This window comes from Bacillus atrophaeus, from assembly GCF_039519175.1.
GTDB lineage: Bacteria > Bacillota > Bacilli > Bacillales > Bacillaceae > Bacillus > Bacillus atrophaeus.
In genome coordinates this window covers 4,046,011-4,064,701 of the sequence record NZ_CP154443.1, presented here as the reverse complement: position 1 = coordinate 4,064,701, position 18,691 = coordinate 4,046,011, and the positions used below count along the sequence as shown (strand labels likewise).

Annotated in this window: 18 protein-coding genes, 2 pseudogenes and 1 other annotated feature; of the genes and pseudogenes, 12 read left to right on the top strand and 8 right to left on the bottom strand. The window is 39.3% G+C overall.

Features of this window, described 5'->3' with window-relative positions:
- Positions 1-26: 26 nt before the first annotated feature.
- Positions 27-3,194, top strand: a complete 3,168-nt coding sequence (locus tag AAHT65_RS20515; protein ID WP_343310748.1) for a bifunctional cytochrome P450/NADPH--P450 reductase — start codon at positions 27-29, stop codon at positions 3,192-3,194.
- Positions 3,195-3,388: 194 nt separating this feature from the next.
- Here AAHT65_RS20515 and AAHT65_RS20510 read toward each other — a convergent pair whose 3' ends face one another.
- Positions 3,389-4,015, bottom strand: coding sequence for a 3'-5' exonuclease (locus AAHT65_RS20510; RefSeq protein ID WP_343310747.1), 627 nt, complete (start codon positions 4,013-4,015; stop codon positions 3,389-3,391).
- A 177-nt stretch (positions 4,016-4,192) separates the two neighbouring features.
- Positions 4,193-5,389, bottom strand: a complete 1,197-nt coding sequence (locus AAHT65_RS20505; RefSeq protein ID WP_151290396.1) for an MFS transporter — start codon at positions 5,387-5,389, stop codon at positions 4,193-4,195.
- Positions 5,390-5,508: 119 nt separating this feature from the next.
- Between AAHT65_RS20505 and AAHT65_RS20500 the strand changes: the two genes are divergently transcribed.
- A complete protein-coding gene (locus AAHT65_RS20500; RefSeq protein ID WP_343310746.1) occupies positions 5,509-6,408 on the top strand; it encodes a LysR family transcriptional regulator in 900 nt (299 codons plus the stop codon).
- A gap of 33 nt (positions 6,409-6,441) precedes the next feature.
- Here the strand turns inward: AAHT65_RS20500 and AAHT65_RS20495 are convergent, their stop codons facing one another.
- On the bottom strand, positions 6,442-6,750 hold the full coding sequence (locus AAHT65_RS20495; RefSeq protein ID WP_277713646.1) for a YrhK family protein: 309 nt from the start codon (positions 6,748-6,750) through the stop codon (positions 6,442-6,444).
- A 260-nt stretch (positions 6,751-7,010) separates the two neighbouring features.
- Positions 7,011-7,247: a binding site (T-box leader), on the top strand.
- A 77-nt stretch (positions 7,248-7,324) separates the two neighbouring features.
- Here AAHT65_RS20495 and AAHT65_RS20490 point away from each other — a divergent pair.
- Together AAHT65_RS20490 and AAHT65_RS20485 are read left to right on the top strand one after the other, a co-directional pair.
- Positions 7,325-8,554: an MFS transporter gene (locus tag AAHT65_RS20490; protein WP_343311566.1), complete on the top strand. Its 1,230-nt coding sequence runs from the start codon at positions 7,325-7,327 to the stop codon at positions 8,552-8,554.
- Between the two features lie 337 nt (positions 8,555-8,891).
- Entirely contained in the window at positions 8,892-9,647 is a 756-nt protein-coding gene (locus AAHT65_RS20485) for a metal-binding protein ZinT (protein WP_343310745.1), read from the top strand.
- Between the two features lie 282 nt (positions 9,648-9,929).
- Here the strand turns inward: AAHT65_RS20485 and AAHT65_RS20480 are convergent.
- Positions 9,930-10,241, bottom strand: a pseudogene (locus AAHT65_RS20480) (sigma factor-like helix-turn-helix DNA-binding protein); the annotation flags it as partial.
- A gap of 38 nt (positions 10,242-10,279) precedes the next feature.
- Here AAHT65_RS20480 and AAHT65_RS20475 point away from each other — a divergent pair.
- A complete protein-coding gene (locus tag AAHT65_RS20475) occupies positions 10,280-10,726 on the top strand; it encodes a hypothetical protein (protein WP_343310744.1) in 447 nt (148 codons plus the stop codon).
- A gap of 185 nt (positions 10,727-10,911) precedes the next feature.
- Here the strand turns inward: AAHT65_RS20475 and AAHT65_RS20470 are convergent, their stop codons facing one another.
- The 3 genes from AAHT65_RS20470 to AAHT65_RS20460 all read right to left on the bottom strand — a co-directional run bounded on the left by AAHT65_RS20470 (position 10,912) and on the right by AAHT65_RS20460 (position 13,136).
- Positions 10,912-11,043: a hypothetical protein gene (locus tag AAHT65_RS20470; RefSeq protein WP_317615641.1), complete on the bottom strand. Its 132-nt coding sequence runs from the start codon at positions 11,041-11,043 to the stop codon at positions 10,912-10,914.
- A 304-nt stretch (positions 11,044-11,347) separates the two neighbouring features.
- Positions 11,348-12,376, bottom strand: coding sequence for a 2-dehydropantoate 2-reductase (locus tag AAHT65_RS20465; protein ID WP_343310742.1), 1,029 nt, complete (start codon positions 12,374-12,376; stop codon positions 11,348-11,350).
- Positions 12,377-12,389: 13 nt separating this feature from the next.
- Complete coding sequence (locus tag AAHT65_RS20460) at positions 12,390-13,136, bottom strand: acetoacetate decarboxylase (RefSeq protein ID WP_343310741.1); 747 nt, start codon at positions 13,134-13,136, stop codon at positions 12,390-12,392.
- Between the two features lie 143 nt (positions 13,137-13,279).
- Here AAHT65_RS20460 and AAHT65_RS20455 point away from each other — a divergent pair, with 143 nt between their 5' ends.
- The 3 genes from AAHT65_RS20455 to AAHT65_RS20445 all read left to right on the top strand — a co-directional run bounded on the left by AAHT65_RS20455 (position 13,280) and on the right by AAHT65_RS20445 (position 15,174).
- The gene (locus AAHT65_RS20455; protein ID WP_106360493.1) at positions 13,280-14,164 is read left to right on the top strand and encodes a LysR family transcriptional regulator; all 885 of its coding nucleotides are present in this window, start codon (positions 13,280-13,282) and stop codon (positions 14,162-14,164) included.
- Positions 14,165-14,430: 266 nt separating this feature from the next.
- Positions 14,431-14,886, top strand: coding sequence for a RusA family crossover junction endodeoxyribonuclease (locus AAHT65_RS20450; RefSeq protein ID WP_343310740.1), 456 nt, complete (start codon positions 14,431-14,433; stop codon positions 14,884-14,886).
- Between the two features lie 81 nt (positions 14,887-14,967).
- A complete protein-coding gene (locus AAHT65_RS20445) occupies positions 14,968-15,174 on the top strand; it encodes an XtrA/YqaO family protein (protein ID WP_343310739.1) in 207 nt (68 codons plus the stop codon).
- Positions 15,175-15,324: 150 nt separating this feature from the next.
- Here the strand turns inward: AAHT65_RS20445 and AAHT65_RS20440 are convergent, their stop codons facing one another.
- Positions 15,325-15,684 carry a hypothetical protein gene (locus AAHT65_RS20440; protein WP_343310738.1) on the bottom strand — a complete coding sequence of 120 codons (360 nt, stop codon included), beginning with the start codon at positions 15,682-15,684 and terminating at the stop codon, positions 15,325-15,327.
- Between the two features lie 209 nt (positions 15,685-15,893).
- On the opposite strand from AAHT65_RS20440, the gene AAHT65_RS20435 reads away from it, so the two are divergent.
- The 4 genes and pseudogenes from AAHT65_RS20435 to AAHT65_RS20420 all read left to right on the top strand — a co-directional run bounded on the left by AAHT65_RS20435 (position 15,894) and on the right by AAHT65_RS20420 (position 18,332).
- Positions 15,894-16,652, top strand: coding sequence for a hypothetical protein (locus AAHT65_RS20435; RefSeq protein ID WP_343310736.1), 759 nt, complete (start codon positions 15,894-15,896; stop codon positions 16,650-16,652).
- Between the two features lie 91 nt (positions 16,653-16,743).
- Positions 16,744-17,199 (top strand): annotated as a pseudogene (locus AAHT65_RS20430) (sigma factor-like helix-turn-helix DNA-binding protein).
- Between the two features lie 165 nt (positions 17,200-17,364).
- Positions 17,365-17,733 carry a hypothetical protein gene (locus AAHT65_RS20425; protein WP_343310735.1) on the top strand — a complete coding sequence of 123 codons (369 nt, stop codon included), beginning with the start codon at positions 17,365-17,367 and terminating at the stop codon, positions 17,731-17,733.
- A 113-nt stretch (positions 17,734-17,846) separates the two neighbouring features.
- Positions 17,847-18,332, top strand: coding sequence for a hypothetical protein (locus AAHT65_RS20420; RefSeq protein WP_343310734.1), 486 nt, complete (start codon positions 17,847-17,849; stop codon positions 18,330-18,332).
- Positions 18,333-18,691: the final 359 nt, after the last annotated feature.

Below are 18,691 nucleotides of genomic sequence, written 5' to 3'. Positions count from 1 at the left end.
GAGCATAAATGGAAAGGAAGATGGTTATGAAACAAGCAAGCTTAATTCCGCAGCCGAAAACATACGGACCTTTGAAAAATTTGCCGCAGTTAGATAAAGAAAAGGTCTCGCAATCCCTTTGGCGGATAGCTGATGAATACGGACCGATTTTCCGGTTTGAATTTCCGGGAGCCGTCGGCGTTTTCGTTTCCGGCCATGAACTGGTTGCCGAGGTGTGTGATGAATCTCGTTTCGATAAAAACCTGAGCAATAGTTTGCAGAAAGTCCGTGAATTTTCCGGAGACGGTCTATTTACAAGCTGGACTCATGAACACAATTGGCAAAAAGCCCACCGTATCCTTTTGCCGAGCTTCAGCCAAAAAGCGATGAAAGGCTATCATTCGATGATGCTTGATATTGCTGAACAGCTGATACAAAAATGGAGCAGGCTCAACCCGAATGAAGAGATTGATGTTGCCGAAGATATGACTCGGCTGACGCTTGATACAATCGGGTTGTGCGGATTTAACTACCGTTTCAACAGCTTTTATCGGGATACGCAGCACCCATTTATTACAAGTATGCTTCGCGCTTTGAAGGAGGCCATGCGCCAAACGCAAAGGCTCAGTCTGCAGGATAAGCTGATGGTCAAAGCAAAGCAGCAGTTTCAGCATGATATTGAAGTCATGAACGCGCTTGTGGACAGAATTATCGCCGAACGAAAAGAAAATCCGGATGAAAACGTGAATGACCTTCTATCCTTGATGCTTCATGCTGAAGATCCGGTAACAGGGGAAAGGCTTGATGACGAAAATATCCGGCATCAAATTATTACGTTCCTGATTGCGGGACACGAAACAACGAGCGGCTTGCTTTCCTTCGCTATATATTGTCTGCTCAAAAATCGCGATAAACTAGAAAAAGCCTGCCAAGAAGCAGAGCAGGTATTAACTGGAGATGCACCGACTTATAAACAAATTCAACATTTAAAATATATCCGGATGGTTTTAAATGAAGCCCTCCGTCTATATCCGACAGCTCCTGCATTTTCAGTCTATGCAAAGGAAGATACGGTTTTAGGAGGACAGTATCAAATCAGCAAAGGACAGCCCGTTTCTGTGCTGGTCCCGAAATTGCATCGTGACCAAAGCGTCTGGGGAGAAGATGCCGAAGATTTTCGCCCTGAACGGTTTGAGAACCCGTCCGACATACCGAATCACGCCTATAAACCGTTTGGTAACGGGCAGCGCGCCTGTATCGGGATGCAGTTTGCGCTTCAGGAAGCGACAATGGTTCTCGGGCTTGTTCTCAAGCATTTTGAATTGATTGATCACACTGATTATGAGCTGAAAATAAAAGAAGCGTTAACAATTAAGCCGGATCATTTCAAAATCAGGGTAAAACCGAAGAAAAGCGCACCGAAGTCGTTTTCAAAACAAACGGCAGAACAACCAGAACAAACAAATAAACGGGCGGAGACAGCAGGCAAACCATCTCATGGCACCCCTCTCCTCGTGCTTTATGGGTCAAATCTTGGCACGGCGGAAGGACTGGCGGAGGAGCTTGCAGATATCGGACGCTATCAAGGCTTTCAAACTGAGACGGCGCCGCTGGATGATTATATTGGAAATCTGCCCGCTAAAGGTGCTGTGGTAATTGTGACCGCCTCTTACAACGGTGCTCCGCCGGATAATGCGGCAGGCTTTGTGAAATGGATTGAAACCCTTGAAGCAGGTGAATTGAAGGGAGTCAACTACGCCGTGTTTGGCTGCGGAAACCGCAACTGGGCCGGCACATATCAGCGAATTCCCCGGCTCATTGATGAAACGCTGGAAGCAAAAGGAGCAAATCGGCTGATACCGATCGGTGAAGGCGATGCAGCGGATGACTTTGAAAGCAGCCAAGAAGAGTGGGAGCAAAGGTTTTGGGAAGATACGCTGAAGGCCTTTCATCTTCAAGCGTCATCTGCAAAAGAAGAGAGACCGGCTCTGTCGATTGAGTTTATGAGTGAAACGATAGGTACCCCGCTCGCTAAAACATATGACGCTTTTGAAGCAATTGTCGAAGAAAATCGGAAGCTTCAAACGAATACCAGTCCTCGCGACACGCGGCATATCGAATTACAAGTGCCTGTTGCCGAAGACTACAAAGAAGGCGATCATATCGGGATCCTTCCGAAAAACAGCAAGGAGCTTGTCGGCAGAGTTATCAAGCGTTTCGGCCTGGCGCCGCACAGCCTTGTTAAAATCAGCGGCGGCCGGAATGTATCCCACCTTCCTTTAGAACAGCCGATCAATGTAGCTGATCTATTATCGTCAAATGTAGAACTGCAGGAGCCGGCTACACGGGCGCAGCTTCGAGAGCTTGCCGCATATACAGTGTGCCCTCCGCATAAGAAAGAGCTTGAGATGCTTCTTTCTGATCAGACATATAAAGATCAAGTGCTGAAAAAACGTATTACAATGATTGACCTATTAGAGGATTATCCGGCATGTGAAATGCCGTTTGAACGATTTTTGGAGCTGCTGCCATCATTAAAGGCGCGCTACTATTCAATATCAAGCTCGCCCAGAGTTTATCAACATAAAGTCAGTATCACAGTGGGAGTCGTGGCATCCACGGCTTGGAGCGGCCGCGGAGAATATCGGGGTGTCGCCTCAAATTATTTAGCCGGGCTAAAAGCCGGGGACCGTGTGGCCTGCTTTATCAGAACGCCTCAATCAGGCTTTCGTCTGCCTGAGAGCTTTGAGACACCTCTTATCATGGTCGGTCCCGGAACTGGAATTGCGCCATACAGAGGGTTCATCCAAGCGAGAGGTGTATGGAAACAGAAGGGGAATAAACTTGGCGAAGCCCATCTGTACTTCGGCTGCCGCCATCCGGAACAAGATGATCTTTACAGAGAAGAACTTGATCAAGCAGAAGATGCCGGCTTAGTAAATGTGCACCGCGGCTATTCACGAAGAGAAACGGAATCAAAAGTGTATGTCCAGCATCTGTTAAAACAAGATGCTGAACAAGTCATTGCACTGCTTGATCAAGGCGCTTATTTTTACGTGTGCGGAGATGGCAGCCGAATGGCTCCTGAAGTAGAAGAAACGCTCCGTGAAGCTTTTGAAGCTGTAAAAGGAGAAAGCCGTAAAGCCTCAGCAGAATGGATCAGCAAACTGCAAGAAGAGGGGCGATATGTGAAAGATGTCTGGACAGGTGTATAAATAGGTAATTTGTAATATAAAACCCGCCGATCTGATGAAGATGGCGGGATTTTTTATCGTATAAAGTATAAAAAAACCGGCGCGATATTTGAAATCTACTGATTAAAAGGATAGTTATAGGGAGTATCGCGCCGGCCTTAATATTATTATCGTACAAAAGATACAAAAGTTTAATATTTTTTTGTGCTTTTTACTTAACTATTCTGTTTGGATGGTTTTCTAGTCTTTGATTTTGGCTTGATCAGACGGGAAGGTGTATAACCACCCGCATACAGTGTGCCTTTTTTGATGTCCAGATGATTCAAAAGTTCTGTAAAATGAAGGGCTTTATACTGCTCTTGAATATGTAAAAAGATAAGCATGGCAGCCTTCGAGTCTTCCCGGGCATTATGGTGGTTAAATCGGAAGTTGATTCGATCTGCGAGAAAGGAAAGTTTATAGCTTTCAAGTTCCTTCCAGTGTCTTTTGGCCATTTGCAGAGTGCAAGTATATTCAAATTCCGGGTAATCTAAACCATAGTCATCAAGTGTGCTTCGCAAAACACTGATATCAAAGCTCGCATTATGGGCAATGACAAGACCGTTTGTCAAATACGGATTTATTTCAGACCAAAGCTCATCAAAGCGCGGCTCATTCGCCACCATGTTTTCATCAATGCCATGCAGAGCGGTATTAAACGAATGAAATCTATTCTGTTTGGGCTGAATCAGCCATTCATGATTCATAACAATGCTGTTATTTTCAAATATGGTCATTCCTAAGGAACAAGCACTGTTTCTGGAAGAATTGGCCGTTTCAAAATCAATGGATACAACTCTCATTTTGATCCTCCTGAGTAAGCTCTCTATTTCATAATCTATCGTTTGAGCGGTTAAAGCAGAAAAACTGCCTGAGCCATAAGTATACAGGCTGCTGCTGCTTTTAAACAGTAAATTGCACAATATCTGAGTGCAACAAAAGAAAAAATGGATCATAGAAACAGAAAAGCAGCCATATTGTTATGCCTGCTTTTCTTTGTGATGTGCAGATTCAGCGAGTAAAATAACCGGATATGAGAGAAGAAGCAACCCAGTGATAAATGCAATGATTCCAAGCCAATGAAAATGGGTCCAAAAGAATCCGCCGATTGATCCGGCCAAACTGGAGCCGAGATAATATGCCAGCAAATAGAGAGAGGATGCTTGAGCGCGATATTCAGCCGCGGCACGCCCGACCCATGAGCTTGCGATAGAGTGAGAGCCAAAGAATCCGAAAGTAAAGACTGCGATTCCGGCGATCTTCAGAGGAAGCTGGGGGAAAAGCGTCATCAATGCGCCTCCTCCCATTAGGGCGATTGAGACTTTAATCGTTCCAGAGCTGCCAAAACTGTCCGCTTTTTTTCCCATGTAAACAGAACTGAAGGTTCCGGCAAGATAGACAACAAAAATGAATCCTATTATTGTTTGCGACAGATGATAAGGAGCGCCCATTAGTTGGAAGCCGATGTAATTATATAACGTGACGAAGCTGCCCATTAAAATAAACCCAAGCGAGATTAAAAGCAGCAGGCGCTTATGGGCAAAAACAGCGCAGTATTCCTTAAACGCCATTTTCAAACTCATATGCCTTTTAACCGAATGCCGGGGAGCAGGAAGGAAAATCCAGAACAGATAGCTTAAAATAATTGATAATATGCCGATGATCCCCAGCGCTTGCCGCCAGCCGAAAAGGTCTGTCAGCAGCCCCGTTAACAGCCGTCCGCTCATACCGCCTATGCTCGTGCCGCTAATATAAAGACCCATCATTCTTCCGAGCCCTTTAGGATCAAATTCTTCCCCTACATATGTCATGGCGATAGCGGGCACACCTGCGAGAAAGACGCCAAGCAGCCCTCTCATCGCCAACAATGCTGAAAAAGTGGGACTGAAGGCGGTCAGCAGGCCGAGAATCGACGTGGCTGACATCGAAATCACCATCAGTTTTTTTCTGCCCAGCCCGTCTGATAAAGACGCGGCAGCCAATAAAGAGAACGCTAAAACACCGGTTGAAATTGACAACGTGAGACTTGCTGCGGCCGCAGATATATGAAATTCCTTTGCAAACAAGGGCAAAAGCGGCTGCGTCGTATACAGCGTGGCAAATGTGACAAAACCGCTGATAAATAGAGCCCAACTCGCTCTCCGATAATCGTTCGTATGAGGCTGAATGAAACCCATGATGTCCCTCATTTCTTAGATTTGGTTATACCATCCATCCTACGCTTCACATTGTTATGTGTCTAATTTATAATTGCTATCAATACGATGTGTTTTTGTTATGATTGGGGGATTCAAAAATGGAGCTTCATCAGATAGATAACTTTATCGCGGTAGCCAAACATCAGCACTTTACAAACGCCGCACGGGAGCAAAGAATTTCCCAGCCGGCTCTTAGCAGATCCATTCTGAAACTTGAAGAAGAGCTGGGTGTTCCTTTACTCACCAGAACATCGAAAGCAGTCAGGCTCACAAGGCACGGCGAGCAGTTTCTGATAAAAGCAAGACAGGCGCGGCGCGCGCTTAATGAAGGGATTGAACAAATTGAAAAAAGCATGAGCCTTGAATATGGAGAAATATCGGTTTCTTTTTTACATACACTCGGCTCTCGGCTCATGCCGCAGCTCATTGCAGAATTTAAGAAGCATTATCCGCACGTCACTTTCAGGCTTTACCAGGGGGCAAACGAAACGCTTCATCAAATGGTAGAAACGGGAGAGGCGGATATTTGCCTGAGCTCACCGCCCCTTCCAAACGATTTGCTGGAATGGACGATTTTAGATAAAGAACCTTTATATTTGGTTCTTCCTGAGGCTCATCCGCTCGCAAAGCAAAAGAAAATTGAGATTCAAAGCTTACAGTATGAAGACTTTGTAGGCTTTAAACCAGGATATGGACTGAGATATATGTTCGATCTCATGTGCAATGAGCTGCAAATCAGCCCGCAGCTCGCCTTTGAAGGGGAAGAGGTCTCAACTATACTTGGCCTGGCAGCCTCAGGATTAGGCGCGGCTGTATTGCCAAAAACTGCGGAACACCAGCACTTTCCTGTTGTGTTTTGTCATGTCGCTGATTATAAATGCGAGCGCACCATCGCCTTAGCCCAGCTGAAGGACCGGGATTTGCCCCCGGCGGCCCAGCGTTTTAAAAGCTTTGTCATTGATTTTTACCGACAGCACAAAGACCAGAGCTTCATGTAGGCTCTGGTCTTGACTTTCCATACAAACAGCCAATCAATCAAAAGACTGGCTGTGATCAGCTGCTTGTTTATGTGGCTTATACTGTTTTTTAAGATGTTTCCGATAATGAAAATCGTGGATCAGACGGATCGTAGGCCTGATCAAAAGCAGGAAGCTTCCGGTCACAAACAGCCATATTCCCGCAGACTTCATTTTTTCAGAAAAGAAAAAAAAGCTCCCGACAAGAAATAATACGCCAATCATAAAATCATTTACAGTATAGAGGACTTTATATCTTTTTTTGAAAAACATCTCATATCGTTCCATACGAGCCTTCATTTCACGCTCTTCTTTGTGTTTCATTGACCTTCCTCCAATCTCTTTTTTTGTTTCCCAGTTTTAAATTGCTGCTAAACAAACAAGTTTGTAATATATTGATCATTATGAATATTTACTTGAACAATATATTAAAGAGTGTCTGTTACTAATCAAAACAAAGTGACACAGTCTCCTGCGGATAAGCAGCAAGGGGGGACGTAAACGCATTTGTTAGAAATTTGTATTGACGTATAAAGGAAAGTAAGGTAATTTATAATGAATCAAAAATATAAATATTTCCATATATAAAAGCGATGAAGAGAAGAGTAAATACATTAATTCTTTACAGAGAGCTCCGGAAGCTGGAAAGGAGCATGAGGATTGAACCAAGCCTCTCAGCTTCACATCGGAATCCTTACAAGGAAGATGGTGTGACAGGTACTCCTGTTATCGAGAAGGGTAATCTTAGTTACCTGCTAAGGTTTGTATGGTGACATATAAACAAACTGAGGTGGCACCACGGGAAAAATCTCGTCCTCAAGACATGACGTCTTGGGACGGGATTTTTTTTATTTTGTATAAAGGGCGAAAGCTTTCGTAAGGGGGAAGGAAGATGCATATGAAAAGATTAATAGAATCTCGGAAATATCCCGCGTATCTCTTAGGGGCAATTGGAATTTCAACTATTGGTGAATGGATTTATTTTATATCCCTCAATCTCATTGTACTTAAAGAAACCGGTTCGGCTTTGGCGGTGTCAATCCTTTATATCTTAAAACCGCTGGCTGCTCTGTTCACAAATGTCTGGTCCGGAAGTTTAATAGATCGTTTACATCAACGAAACCTCATGATTGCATTAGATTTCATAAGAGCTGTATGTATTGCGGTGATTCCGCTCCTTCTCTCCATATGGCCTGTCTATTCAATTTATTTCATTGTCTTTTTCATCAATATGGCAAATTCTATGTTCAGACCGGCCTCTATGGCTTATATCACAAAATTAATTCCCCCTGATCACAGAAAGCGATTTAACTCTCTTCGCGCCTTGCTTGATTCCGGAGGCTTTCTGCTTGGTCCGTCTATTGCCGGAATGCTCTTTTTAATAGGCACCCCGATATTTGCCATCTATATCAATGCGTTTGCCTTATTGATATCAGGAGTCATAACTTCGTTTATGCCCAAGCTCGAAAAAAGGGCTGAAATAACAGAAAAGCTTTCTGTTAATCTGATAAGAAAAGATTGGAATGTTGTGATCCGATTCAGCCGCAAAAATAGCTATATCATGTGTATCTATTTTTTATACACTTGTGTGTTAACAGTCATGATGACAGCTATAGATTCGCTTGAAGCCGCTTTTTGTAAAGAAATTCTTCAATTATCTGACACAGACTACGGATTTCTTGTCAGTGTTGCAGGAGCTGGAATTATCGTCGGGGCTTTTGTGAATTCTGTTTTTGTAAAAAAACTGTCCACTTCTTTATTAATGGGGCTGGGTTCATTATTTGTCTCAGCCGGCTATATCATCTATGCCTTTTCAAATTTCTTTCTCATGGCGGCATGCGGCTTTTTTGTTCTCGCTTTTTTCTTAGCCTTTGCTAACACAGGCTTTATGACCTTTTATCAAAAAAACATACCGGCGGAAGTGATGGGAAGGGTAGGCAGTATATATGCGCTGAGTGAGGCCGCATTAATAATCATTGCCACACTCTGTTTTGGCATCGGTGCCCAGTTTATATCCATTCAGTATGTTGTCATTCTCGGAGCTGTCATCATGTTTTTATTTTCAATCATATTATGTATATTTCTGTTTCAGCCGAAAAGGGCTGGCACGAATGAGACATACATTTAGAAAGAGCAAAAAGCAGCATATGACGTCAATTAATCTGCTGCAAGTTTTTGAAGGATGACTGACATGAAGCGAAGTCGCTTTTATCATTTCCCCTTGGCAATTTCCCTTATTTCAAAATAGAGATTGGAAAATTACCAGATGCTATATATACACCAAAAGATCCGCCAGTTTTTGGTTCTTTTGTTTTCCATTTAAGAAAAATGAAGGCTGTCGAAATTTTCTCGATAGCCTGAAGTTCTTAAAGGGCTATTAGGGTCATTTTACCTTTGATGTTTGCACAAGATATATGTATAATATAAATCGTAATGTTTTCGATTTATATAAAAGGAGTGGTGTAATGAAGATTTTATTGGCAAAGAGGTTAGGTATATTAACAATTGGTTCGTTACTAGTATTGGCAGGATGTCAGACTTCAGGTTCATCCGAAGGTGAGTCTAATAAAACAACATCATCCTCGTCAGCGACAGAAGACTCTTCTAAAACGCAAGAGCCAACATCTGAAAGCCACACACACGAACATGCTCACGATCATAGTCATGCACATGATGAGAAAACAGAAAAAATTTATGAGGGCTATTTTAAAAACAGTCAAGTAAAGGATCGTTCACTTTCTGATTGGAAAGGAGACTGGCAATCTGTATATCCATACCTGCAAGATGGTACTCTTGACGAAGTATTTTCTTATAAAGCAGAACATGAAGATGATATGACAGCCGAAGAATATAAAGAGTATTACAAAAAAGGGTATAAAACAGATGTTGAACGTATCTTAATTCAACAAGATACTGTAACATTCTTCAAAAATGGAAAAGAATATTCTGGTGAGTATACGTATGACGGGTACGAAATTCTAACATACGATGCGGGCAATAGAGGAGTAAGATACATATTCAAACGAGCTAAAGAGGCTGAAGGACTTCCTCAGTATATTCAGTTTAGTGATCATAGTATCTATCCGACTAAATCCAGTCATTACCATCTGTATTGGGGTGACGACCGTGAAGCTTTACTTGAAGAAGTCAAAAACTGGCCTACATTCTACCCGTCAGAAATGGATGGACACGATATTGCCCACGAGATGATGGCGCATTAAATGGGGAGTGAGGAAAGGGCGCGCCTAGATCTTTATGAAGCTTGAACTCTGTGATTCACTGAATGTATGACATATAGCGATCTTTGTACTTGATCGTCTTCTCATCACCCTTGGCCCTTTCTAAAGATTGGTCAAAGTTTTTTCCCCCTGAACGTTGGAAATACTGAGCGGAATATTGAATACATCATTCGCGAACTACTAATACACACTATTTATATGGATCCCTACAATTAGATGCACCTGTGTTAGCTGCTGACTCCTAGTCAGCAGCTTTTTGCCCTCTTCACATTTCTTCCGTTTCTCCCTCTCCGCCCGGTAGAACTCATGAAACATCTTCATCAGCGCCTGTTTCTCAATCCGAGATACATAGCTGTGCAAAATACTAAGTTCTTTGGCAATCTCACGCTGCGTTTTTTCATTCTTTAAATCAAACCCAACCCGCCCGATAATCACTTCCTTCACACGGTCATCTAAAATGTCAATGTATTGCTTCACTTTTTCAAGCTCCATATTGAACTGGATCGTATTAATCACATCTTCATTTTTTGACTTCAGAACGTCGATCAGAATTATTTCATTCCCTTCTTTATCCTTAGGGAAGATACAACTTTTTTTATAGAAAAAACGTCCAAATGATGGGGGAATATCCTGTTAAATGGATTTTTGCAACAATGGTTCGAGTGGAGGGGTTTAATATCGACAAAAAAACTTTTAAAAGGTTAATGATTATACCCATTATATTGATTTTTTATGTTTTATTCTTAAATCCAGAAATTGTTCTTGAAGAGCAATGTCCTAATAAGCCTTACAGTTTAACAATCGTAAAGCACGGATCGGGTATTTTTGATAAAAAAATTGTTTTCATATATTACAAGATTAACGGAAAAACAGTAGCAATTGCGGATTTGGCGTTTTTTGAGAATTTTGGCAGGGATATAGATGTTACTTGGGATACCAGTACTGATGATGGTACTTGGTGGATAGATAAAAGCGTACATTTAACCATGACATATGCTGAAAATTTTAAGGGGAATTTAGATAAGAAAGAAATTGTTTTTGATTATAGTACTGTACAATAAATAACGAAATTTTTCTATAAGTTTATTTAAAGTATGGATTGCACAAATGAAGCGCCAGTTGCGGCTCTTTTGTGTACTGATTTAAACTGATTTAGCAGCAGTCTTTCCTTTTCTTGCAAAATATATCAAAGTTGATGGAAAGTGGCTGAAAGAATCTGACCCAAGCGGGCAGATATATCCACTATTTACAGGCAGGTCGAGCGGGTGGATGTCGATTTTGCACCAGCGTTAGGGCCTAAAACACCCATTTCTCCTGCATTTGATACGGCTCCTACCATGTTCGCATCCGTGATCCAGTGCATGGCTGCTTGAACGATGGGTTATGATCTCTTAAAACCTTTGCAAAATGAAAAGCAGACAATTAAATTGTCTGCTTCAACAAGGTATTTTGACTGGTTGAATATCAAGAATAAGAATAACTTACTCAAAATCATTTAATTAACTAAGTAACGTATAACGTTGTTTTACAGATGTATACTTCCCTTCACAAACTGTTTATTCTGTAGGGTGGAAATAAATTTAAATAATCGTATGTCTATTCATCATAAGGTTTCTCAAAACCCCTTTGAAGGCGAAGTTGTACTAAGAAAAAAAGCAATTTTTAAATTTCACTGGGGAAATTTAAGCACGAATCAAATCTTTAAAGAACTTAATGTTGACATCAAAATTTGGAACAGTTTGATATTGTTCAGCTGTTTTGACTAATTTAACAACCATATCATTATAAGGAGTTGAAATGCCTTTCCCTTCTGCTAATCTTGGAACAACTCCATTAATGTAATCAATCTCAGTTTTGCGTTTCTTTTCAATATCCTGAAGCATACTCGCTTTTAACAATCTTGATGATTCCATTGCTGCCCTAAACGTTTGGATACGATCAGGAAGGTCATTTTCGCTTGTTAATTCCAATGATTCTATATCAAGGCCCCCCATTTTAGCAAATGTGACACCATTTGCGTGTCCAACCTTGATTGTCTCATCTGCAATATGAACTGCACTAACAATGCCAATTTCATTGTCAAGAATGTCTCCATATTTTCCGTTTAATGCTGCCGATAAACCACTGAACGCATTATTAATAAGTAGTTTTGACCACTTCGTTCCAACTAAATTGTCGGAAATATGCGTTCCGCCCACAAGGTCTAAAATAGATTTAATTCGCTGGATTCTTTCTGTTATTTCACCGTTTAACTCTCCAATTTGAAAAGCGTACTTCTTAAAGTGAGTATATTCGGTTGTAAGACGAGACACGCCTGGTTCAATAAACGTAGCACCAAATTCAACAGAACCTGCAATTGTACGTTCACGACCGACAATGGATGCTACTTTTTCTTCTGGTATACCGTTTTGTAAGGAGCATACAATGCTATCGGCCCCTAAAAATGGAAGCAACTCTTGCAGCACTGAATCGTTATATAATTGTTTCGTTAGAAGTAAGACTAAATCATATTTTTTTGACTTGTTTTCAGGGGTAATGGCTTTCACCTTTGCTTGAAAGTCCGTTGTACCGATCACTTTTGCGCCTTTATGATTTAAAGCATCTACATGTGCCTGATAAGTATCAATTAATTCAACATCCATTCCGCCGGCAGCAAGATACGCTCCAACTATGGTTCCTAAAGAACCTGCTCCTAACACTGCAATTCTCATTAGAAAATCCTCCTTATTTTTCCTCTAAATAATTATAAACAGGTCGTACATTATTTAAGGTCAAATCCGTTAAGATATGTGATGCCGAAACGACTTCTAATACGGGTAAATCAGCTAAAGGTGCTAAAGCATGTTCGAACAATTGAAGTCGTGCGGGACCTGTCCATGCCCCTTTAATTTCAATATCTGTAATTTGTGTTCTTACCAAGTCACAAACCCTTAATTTACCACTATAATCTGTTACGATTTTAACCATGAAATTAGGTCGGCAAATTTCACTTTTAGCTTGGTCTTTATCCATTTCAACGTGTTTATATCCCATCGTAGCCGTTGCCACACGAAGTGAACCGTAATCAAGCGTACCAACAAGGGTATCGGAATCTACATATAGCTTGGGGTTTCCCAATTTTTTTGGATAAGCACTAAGCTCTCTTCCACTGGCGATTGCGGGGAAGTTGTCCACGTACATTGAATGCACATAATCACCTTCCTCACCATTAAATGAAACAGGAATGACTTGTCCAGCCTCAGTATAAGCACCTAGCCCAGAAACATCGGGCATCCACATCACTTCAAATTTAACCAAAGGCTCATTGATTTCAAGAGGTTCTGGCACTGCCGCCCGTAAAGCTTTTTCATCTGTTCGGTAAATGATATTAAGGTACTCACGGTTAACAAATTTATAGGTTGGTACGGGATATGATGGAGCTGTTAATGGTGTATTGAGGTTTTTTGCTATGTTATTTACATCAATTTTCATGTCATGACACCTTCCTTTTTTCTCTCAAAAGCGATTCTTTTTTCACATGTCTTACGTAATTAGATTACATCTATATTTACATTTAATCTAATACATAATAATGTATATATATATTTATTATAATAAATAAGGGGTCTAGATAGATGGAATTACTTCAGCTAAAATACTTTCAGACAGTTGCCTTTACAGAACACATGTCTAAAGCAGCCAAACTATTAAATATCGCTCAGCCTTCTTTAAGCCTGACTATTAGAAGACTTGAGGATGAATTGGGAACTAAATTATTTGAGAGGAAAGGGAGAAATATCCAATTGAGTTCGTCAGGAAAAATTCTGTTGAAGCATGTAAACAGGATTTTTACTGAAATCGAAAATGCACAAATGGAAATTCAATCAGAGGAACATCAAATTGCTAATGCCATTAGAATATCGATTTCCAATGCTAGATTCCTTAGCAAGCTAATCAGTGAATATATTAACCGCTTTCCTGAATCAAAAATTCAGCAGGGAATTGGAGTAAAAAACGGAATAATGACGAGTTTAAAAAAAGGGGATATCGATTTAGGAATAGCAAGTCATCCTATTCAAGATGAAGAGATAGAGAGTTGTGTGCTGATAAATGAAGATATTGTTCTGGTTTTACCCTCGAACCACAGATATGCAGATAAAACTGAAATTTCGTTAAGCCAAGTCGCTGATGAGCCATTTATTTCACTTGCCAATAATGAGGAGTATAGTGGTTTTACAACCTCACTTTGTGAGAAAGCAGGCTTCAGCCCAAATCATGCATTTGAGGTCGACTCTAATTTACTGGTCGAAATTATAAAGCTTGATCAGGGTGTTGCTTTACTACCTATTTCAGTTTGTAGAACATTGGGGTTACATTATATAAAAATTGCTGATAATTCTGCTACATATCCAGTCGGCTTATCTTGGATAAGGCATAAAGTATTATCTTCTTCGGTAAGAAATTTTCGTGATTTTATTATTTCATACTATAAAGATAACTATGGGATGTTCAAGGTTTAATAAAGGCTTCCTTTAGTACTTTTGAAAATTTTTAGTATGCATTCATTTCATCATCGACACGTTCAGGGGCGTCATAATGAAAAAATCTAAAGGCAATTTCAGAAAAGATTACTTAAAAATGAAGGAGAGGGATAGCGAAAAGTTATCCTTTTTTTTGTGGAATTTTTGACCCTCTCTCCTTTACCGGAAGCCTCGAAAGGATTGATATTGCCTTAAAAAAAGAAAATCATGTAACAAAATGTACATTATAAAATTAATAATTTTAGATGGCTTTCCGGTCTGAACAGCTAGACGGGAGGTTAAGAACAGTTGGATTGCATGGTGAGCCAGTCGCACAAGGACGGCCGCGTGGATCAATACGAAATGAAAAGGTGTATATGCGTGATCCAGCGAAATCAAAGTATTTTAAACAGTATGTGGCATTGGTTGCGTCTCAGCATCGTCCAGAAACAATTATTACTGGTCCTGTCTCAATGGATGTCAAAGTGTACAGACCAATGCCAAGATCAGTTTCAAACTCTTCAAAGAAGAAAGAAAAAGCTGAAAAGGGTCTTCTGCGGCCGACTACAAAGCCCGATGTTGATAATTATGTAAAGGGTGTGAAAGATGCTCTAAACCATCTTATTTATAAAGATGATAGTCAGGTGGTGGATTTGAAAGTCAGTAAGTTTTATAGCGAGGAGCCAAGGGTGGAGATCAAGATAAAAGAGGTTTCTGCCTAAAAATAAAAAACACCGAAGCGCTTAGCCTCAGTGTTCTTGATATGAACTGGTACTTATATCATAACACAGGGGGCGCTTTGAGTGTACAATCCAAGAGAAATAAACATCAAAAATGACTTCACTATTCAGCAGAAGATTGACCCGGGGAAAGTTCAAATCATTGTTTTAGATGGGAATCAAGGTACAGCCCATGTCTTAGAAGCTCCTGAGCATGGTAAAACGGTGATCCAGACGGTAAAGGGCAACTTTGCACGGGTTGATCATGAGATAGGGTTTAAGGTGAGGTAATAAATTAAGGAAACATAACTATTAACATAAATAAGCATAAAACTGATTGGGGCTAACAGTTAACCGGTTAGAAGTTGGGATTATTAGAACTCTATATGTTTTTTAATAAGTGAATGTAAATAAAAGCCTCTATAAAGAGGCTTTTAGATCCTATTTTCTAACTGTAACATAAAGTGCGCCTAATAAAGCACCGTTTGATTTATACATCCAAACTTCTGCTTTATTACTACCTGAGTCTTTCAAACCTACAATTTCACGACCAGATACTTCGACATACTGAGACCCCTTAACAACGACAGCCCAAGAAGCATTATCATCGATTGGATAAGATTTGCCCACGTTAATAGTTACGCTTCTAGCCATCGTTTTAAAAGGAGCATCTTCTGATAATGAATTCAAATGCATGGGTTGTTTAGATTGAACTGGTTCTTGAGCAGATGCTATACCACCAATAGAGAAGGATAAAGCAGAGACCGCGAGCAGGGATGCTACAGATTTTCTTAATTTCATTCTGAAACACTCCTTTAATTTTTTTGTGTTGCATTTGAATAGTTCACCATTAGTAAAGTTTTTCCTTGTAAATAAATGTTAACTATTTGTGAAATAAGAGTTGATTTAATAATCAACTCTGTTACCCAATGCGTTTTATTAGATGCATTGAAGAAGAATTTACAGGTTGATAAAATTAAGGAAGATTAAGAAGAAGAAGGTGACTATTGATGAATTTGGGAGAAAGTCTTAACAAATTATTGAGTTCTTTTGGGATACCCACTGTTGTTATTTCAATAGTGTTCTTAGTAATAAACATTTTCAAAGTATTCCAACCAATTACTTTATTATCTTCGAACATATTTGAACAGAAGCTATTCTCCAAAGAAAGATGGTTTTTTGTGAAGTTTTGTAAATATTTACTGTATGCTTTAGCATGGATGTGTATTTTTTATTCAATATCAGAGACTCTAAGAGACAAACTAAAATGGGATTATAACGAAGCGGTGTCTATCTGTTCACAAATAATATTGGGAGGAATATTCTTCTTTCTTGTAATTGTTAATGAAATTCAAAATCCAAATCGTTGGTTTTTTAAACTGAAATCAAAAAAACTATTTAAAATTATAATTGTGACTATATATTTAATTTCTTTATTCACTTTTTATATTCAATTTTATTTGCTGATAGCATTCCCTCAGTTTAAAGATTTTGGAATGTTAATTGCAGTAATAATTATGTTTTTTGTCCTTTGTTCAGCAATTCCTTTCATATCTATTCCTGTACTAAGATTGATTAATTGGACTACTAAAAAAACTGTGTATATAAGAGATGAAAATAATAAAAAATGGTTTATCTTATATCCAATAAACAAGGAAATCATTTTATTGGGGGATGATAGCGATCCTAAAATGTGCAAAAAAACTAAGATGAAAAAACTAGAAGATTTATATAACGAGCCAATTTTACTAAAAGTTAAAGGTAACTAAGTCCAAGACGGAGAGCCTGCGGACACTGAACTACAGCATTTACGCTGTTGGTTTGGTGTTCGTTTTTTATTTAGAAAGGGAGGACACAATCATGAATCCAAAAGACATTGAAAATCTAATCAATAGCTATCACTGGATGGTGAAAGAGGTTCGTCGATTGCAAAGGGTACTCTATGGTTCAGTAATTCCCATGAAGAATTGGGGTGTTGCACAATATGGATTAGAAGCTGCTATGCCATAAGGAAGTCCTGGGAAGAGTCAGGCTGAGTTGCGGCAAATGGATATGAGAGAAGAGCGTCTTTTCAAACGTCTTAAATATTATGAAGAACGAGTATATGCGGTGGAGTTAGGAGCAGAAAAAATCAATGGAGAGCAACATAAAGTCATCTATGATTGCATGATGGAGGGGATGAGCTACCGTGCTATTGGTCTTCACCTTGGCATTTCAAGGGAAACTGTACGCAAATTGAAAGGTGAGTTCATCAGCCAATTATGCCAAGATTGCCACTTTGAGAATTTGTTGAATCTGAAAAAATCTGTAGTGTAAAATGCGAGGCAGGTCGGCGCGGCACAATTTTATTGAGCCACCTAAACCATATAGTACACAAGATAATAAATCATTCGACAAATTCTGCAAAGCGTTCCTTTGTTCTCTTTGTTCACTGATAATAAAGGTGGGGGAGGAGACAAATGAAAAAGATTTGTTTGTTTTATGTTAGTTGGCATTGTGGCGGTAATTGGTGCAAGTTCTTCAGAAGATCCGACTGACGATACATCGGTAAACTCTGTCAATTCATCAACAGTTGATTTAACGGACGATACATCTGATGAATCAGATACAGATAATGGTGAATCTGATAGCTCAATTTATACTGAAGAAGAATTAGAGAGTGATCCAAAAGCACCTTCTTCAAATCCAAATGATTACAATGATGATGGAGAGTATGTACCAGAGAATGGGGTTTCAGATAACCCAGCTGATTATAATGCCAACGGAGAATATAAACCAGTTGAAGACATGACTCAAGAAGAGATTGAAAAAGAATTGGAAAGTATGATTGGAGATAGCATAAATCAATAATTTTTTCAATGGGCACCTTATTAGGTGTCTTTTTTATGTTCAATCGTTCGACAAATTTTGCGAAGGGTTTTTTGTCAAAATCTCCGGCCGATATTAAGGTGGGAGGGAATATAATGGCTAAGATAATTAATTATAGTATTCTTGGGATATTTACTATCCTAACAGTTGGATCATTATCTTATATAGCTTATACTGGGAAAGATCTAATATTTGCAAAGTATCTCACATCTTTAACCGCAATATTTAGTTTGTGGTATTCTGTGTTACAGGCTCAAAGAGCAGCTAGAGAAAAAGAAGTCAAAGTTATAATTTCACTTTATTCAACAAGTTATGGAGTTGGTTTTTCTATAAAAAATAACTCCAATATAGATCTTTTGAATTTAACATTAAACTTATCAAAACCATTATTTTTCGATGAAGAGAACATCGAACTCTTAGTAGAAAATAGGGATATACATAAAGGCGAAGAAGGTTCATGGATATTGAGAGATTCTAACCAAATTTCATCAACGGATAAAGTCTCTTATATACTTTATTTTAATGACGAAAAAGGGATTAGAAAAAAAATAAAAGGAAGAGTTGTAAACCGTTTAAGATAGCATTCCTTAGGGGTGCTTTTTTGATTTAATTTGGATCATACTCAAAAACTGGTTTCGTCCCGATATAAAAAAGAAAGGAGTTGAAGAATAAAATGACAAAAGAAGATTTAGAAATTTTAATCTACACAAGTACTGAAAAAGATTTACTTAATTTTTTCAAGAAAAATTTGGTTTAGGTAATCCTTTAAGTGATTATAAAGACAGTCAATCACTGATTTATGAGTTAGACATTGAATGTCTCGAGTATGCAATAGGTCGTTTAACTACTATAGAAAGTAAGTATGACCATTCGAAGTTTTTACCTGCTTTAATTCCACTGTTTGCTGGATATCTACAGATTTACAACAGTATTCAACGAA

Coding starts and splice junctions, on each gene's coding strand:
- AAHT65_RS20425 (WP_343310735.1), top strand. CDS start 17,365: ATGTTAGTTGGCATTGTGGCGGTAATTGGTGCAAGTTCTTCAGAAGAT.
- AAHT65_RS20440 (WP_343310738.1), bottom strand. CDS start 15,684: ATGAAATTAAGAAAATCTGTAGCATCCCTGCTCGCGGTCTCTGCTTTA.
- AAHT65_RS20435 (WP_343310736.1), top strand. CDS start 15,894: ATGAATTTGGGAGAAAGTCTTAACAAATTATTGAGTTCTTTTGGGATA.
- AAHT65_RS20490 (WP_343311566.1), top strand. CDS start 7,325: ATGAAAAGATTAATAGAATCTCGGAAATATCCCGCGTATCTCTTAGGG.
- AAHT65_RS20510 (WP_343310747.1), bottom strand. CDS start 4,015: ATGAGAGTTGTATCCATTGATTTTGAAACGGCCAATTCTTCCAGAAAC.
- AAHT65_RS20460 (WP_343310741.1), bottom strand. CDS start 13,136: ATGAAAATTGATGTAAATAACATAGCAAAAAACCTCAATACACCATTA.
- AAHT65_RS20485 (WP_343310745.1), top strand. CDS start 8,892: ATGAAGATTTTATTGGCAAAGAGGTTAGGTATATTAACAATTGGTTCG.
- AAHT65_RS20515 (WP_343310748.1), top strand. CDS start 27: ATGAAACAAGCAAGCTTAATTCCGCAGCCGAAAACATACGGACCTTTG.
- AAHT65_RS20505 (WP_151290396.1), bottom strand. CDS start 5,389: ATGGGTTTCATTCAGCCTCATACGAACGATTATCGGAGAGCGAGTTGG.
- AAHT65_RS20495 (WP_277713646.1), bottom strand. CDS start 6,750: ATGAAACACAAAGAAGAGCGTGAAATGAAGGCTCGTATGGAACGATAT.
- AAHT65_RS20455 (WP_106360493.1), top strand. CDS start 13,280: ATGGAATTACTTCAGCTAAAATACTTTCAGACAGTTGCCTTTACAGAA.
- AAHT65_RS20420 (WP_343310734.1), top strand. CDS start 17,847: ATGGCTAAGATAATTAATTATAGTATTCTTGGGATATTTACTATCCTA.
- AAHT65_RS20500 (WP_343310746.1), top strand. CDS start 5,509: ATGGAGCTTCATCAGATAGATAACTTTATCGCGGTAGCCAAACATCAG.
- AAHT65_RS20465 (WP_343310742.1), bottom strand. CDS start 12,376: ATGAGAATTGCAGTGTTAGGAGCAGGTTCTTTAGGAACCATAGTTGGA.
- AAHT65_RS20475 (WP_343310744.1), top strand. CDS start 10,280: ATGATGGGGGAATATCCTGTTAAATGGATTTTTGCAACAATGGTTCGA.
- AAHT65_RS20450 (WP_343310740.1), top strand. CDS start 14,431: ATGGCTTTCCGGTCTGAACAGCTAGACGGGAGGTTAAGAACAGTTGGA.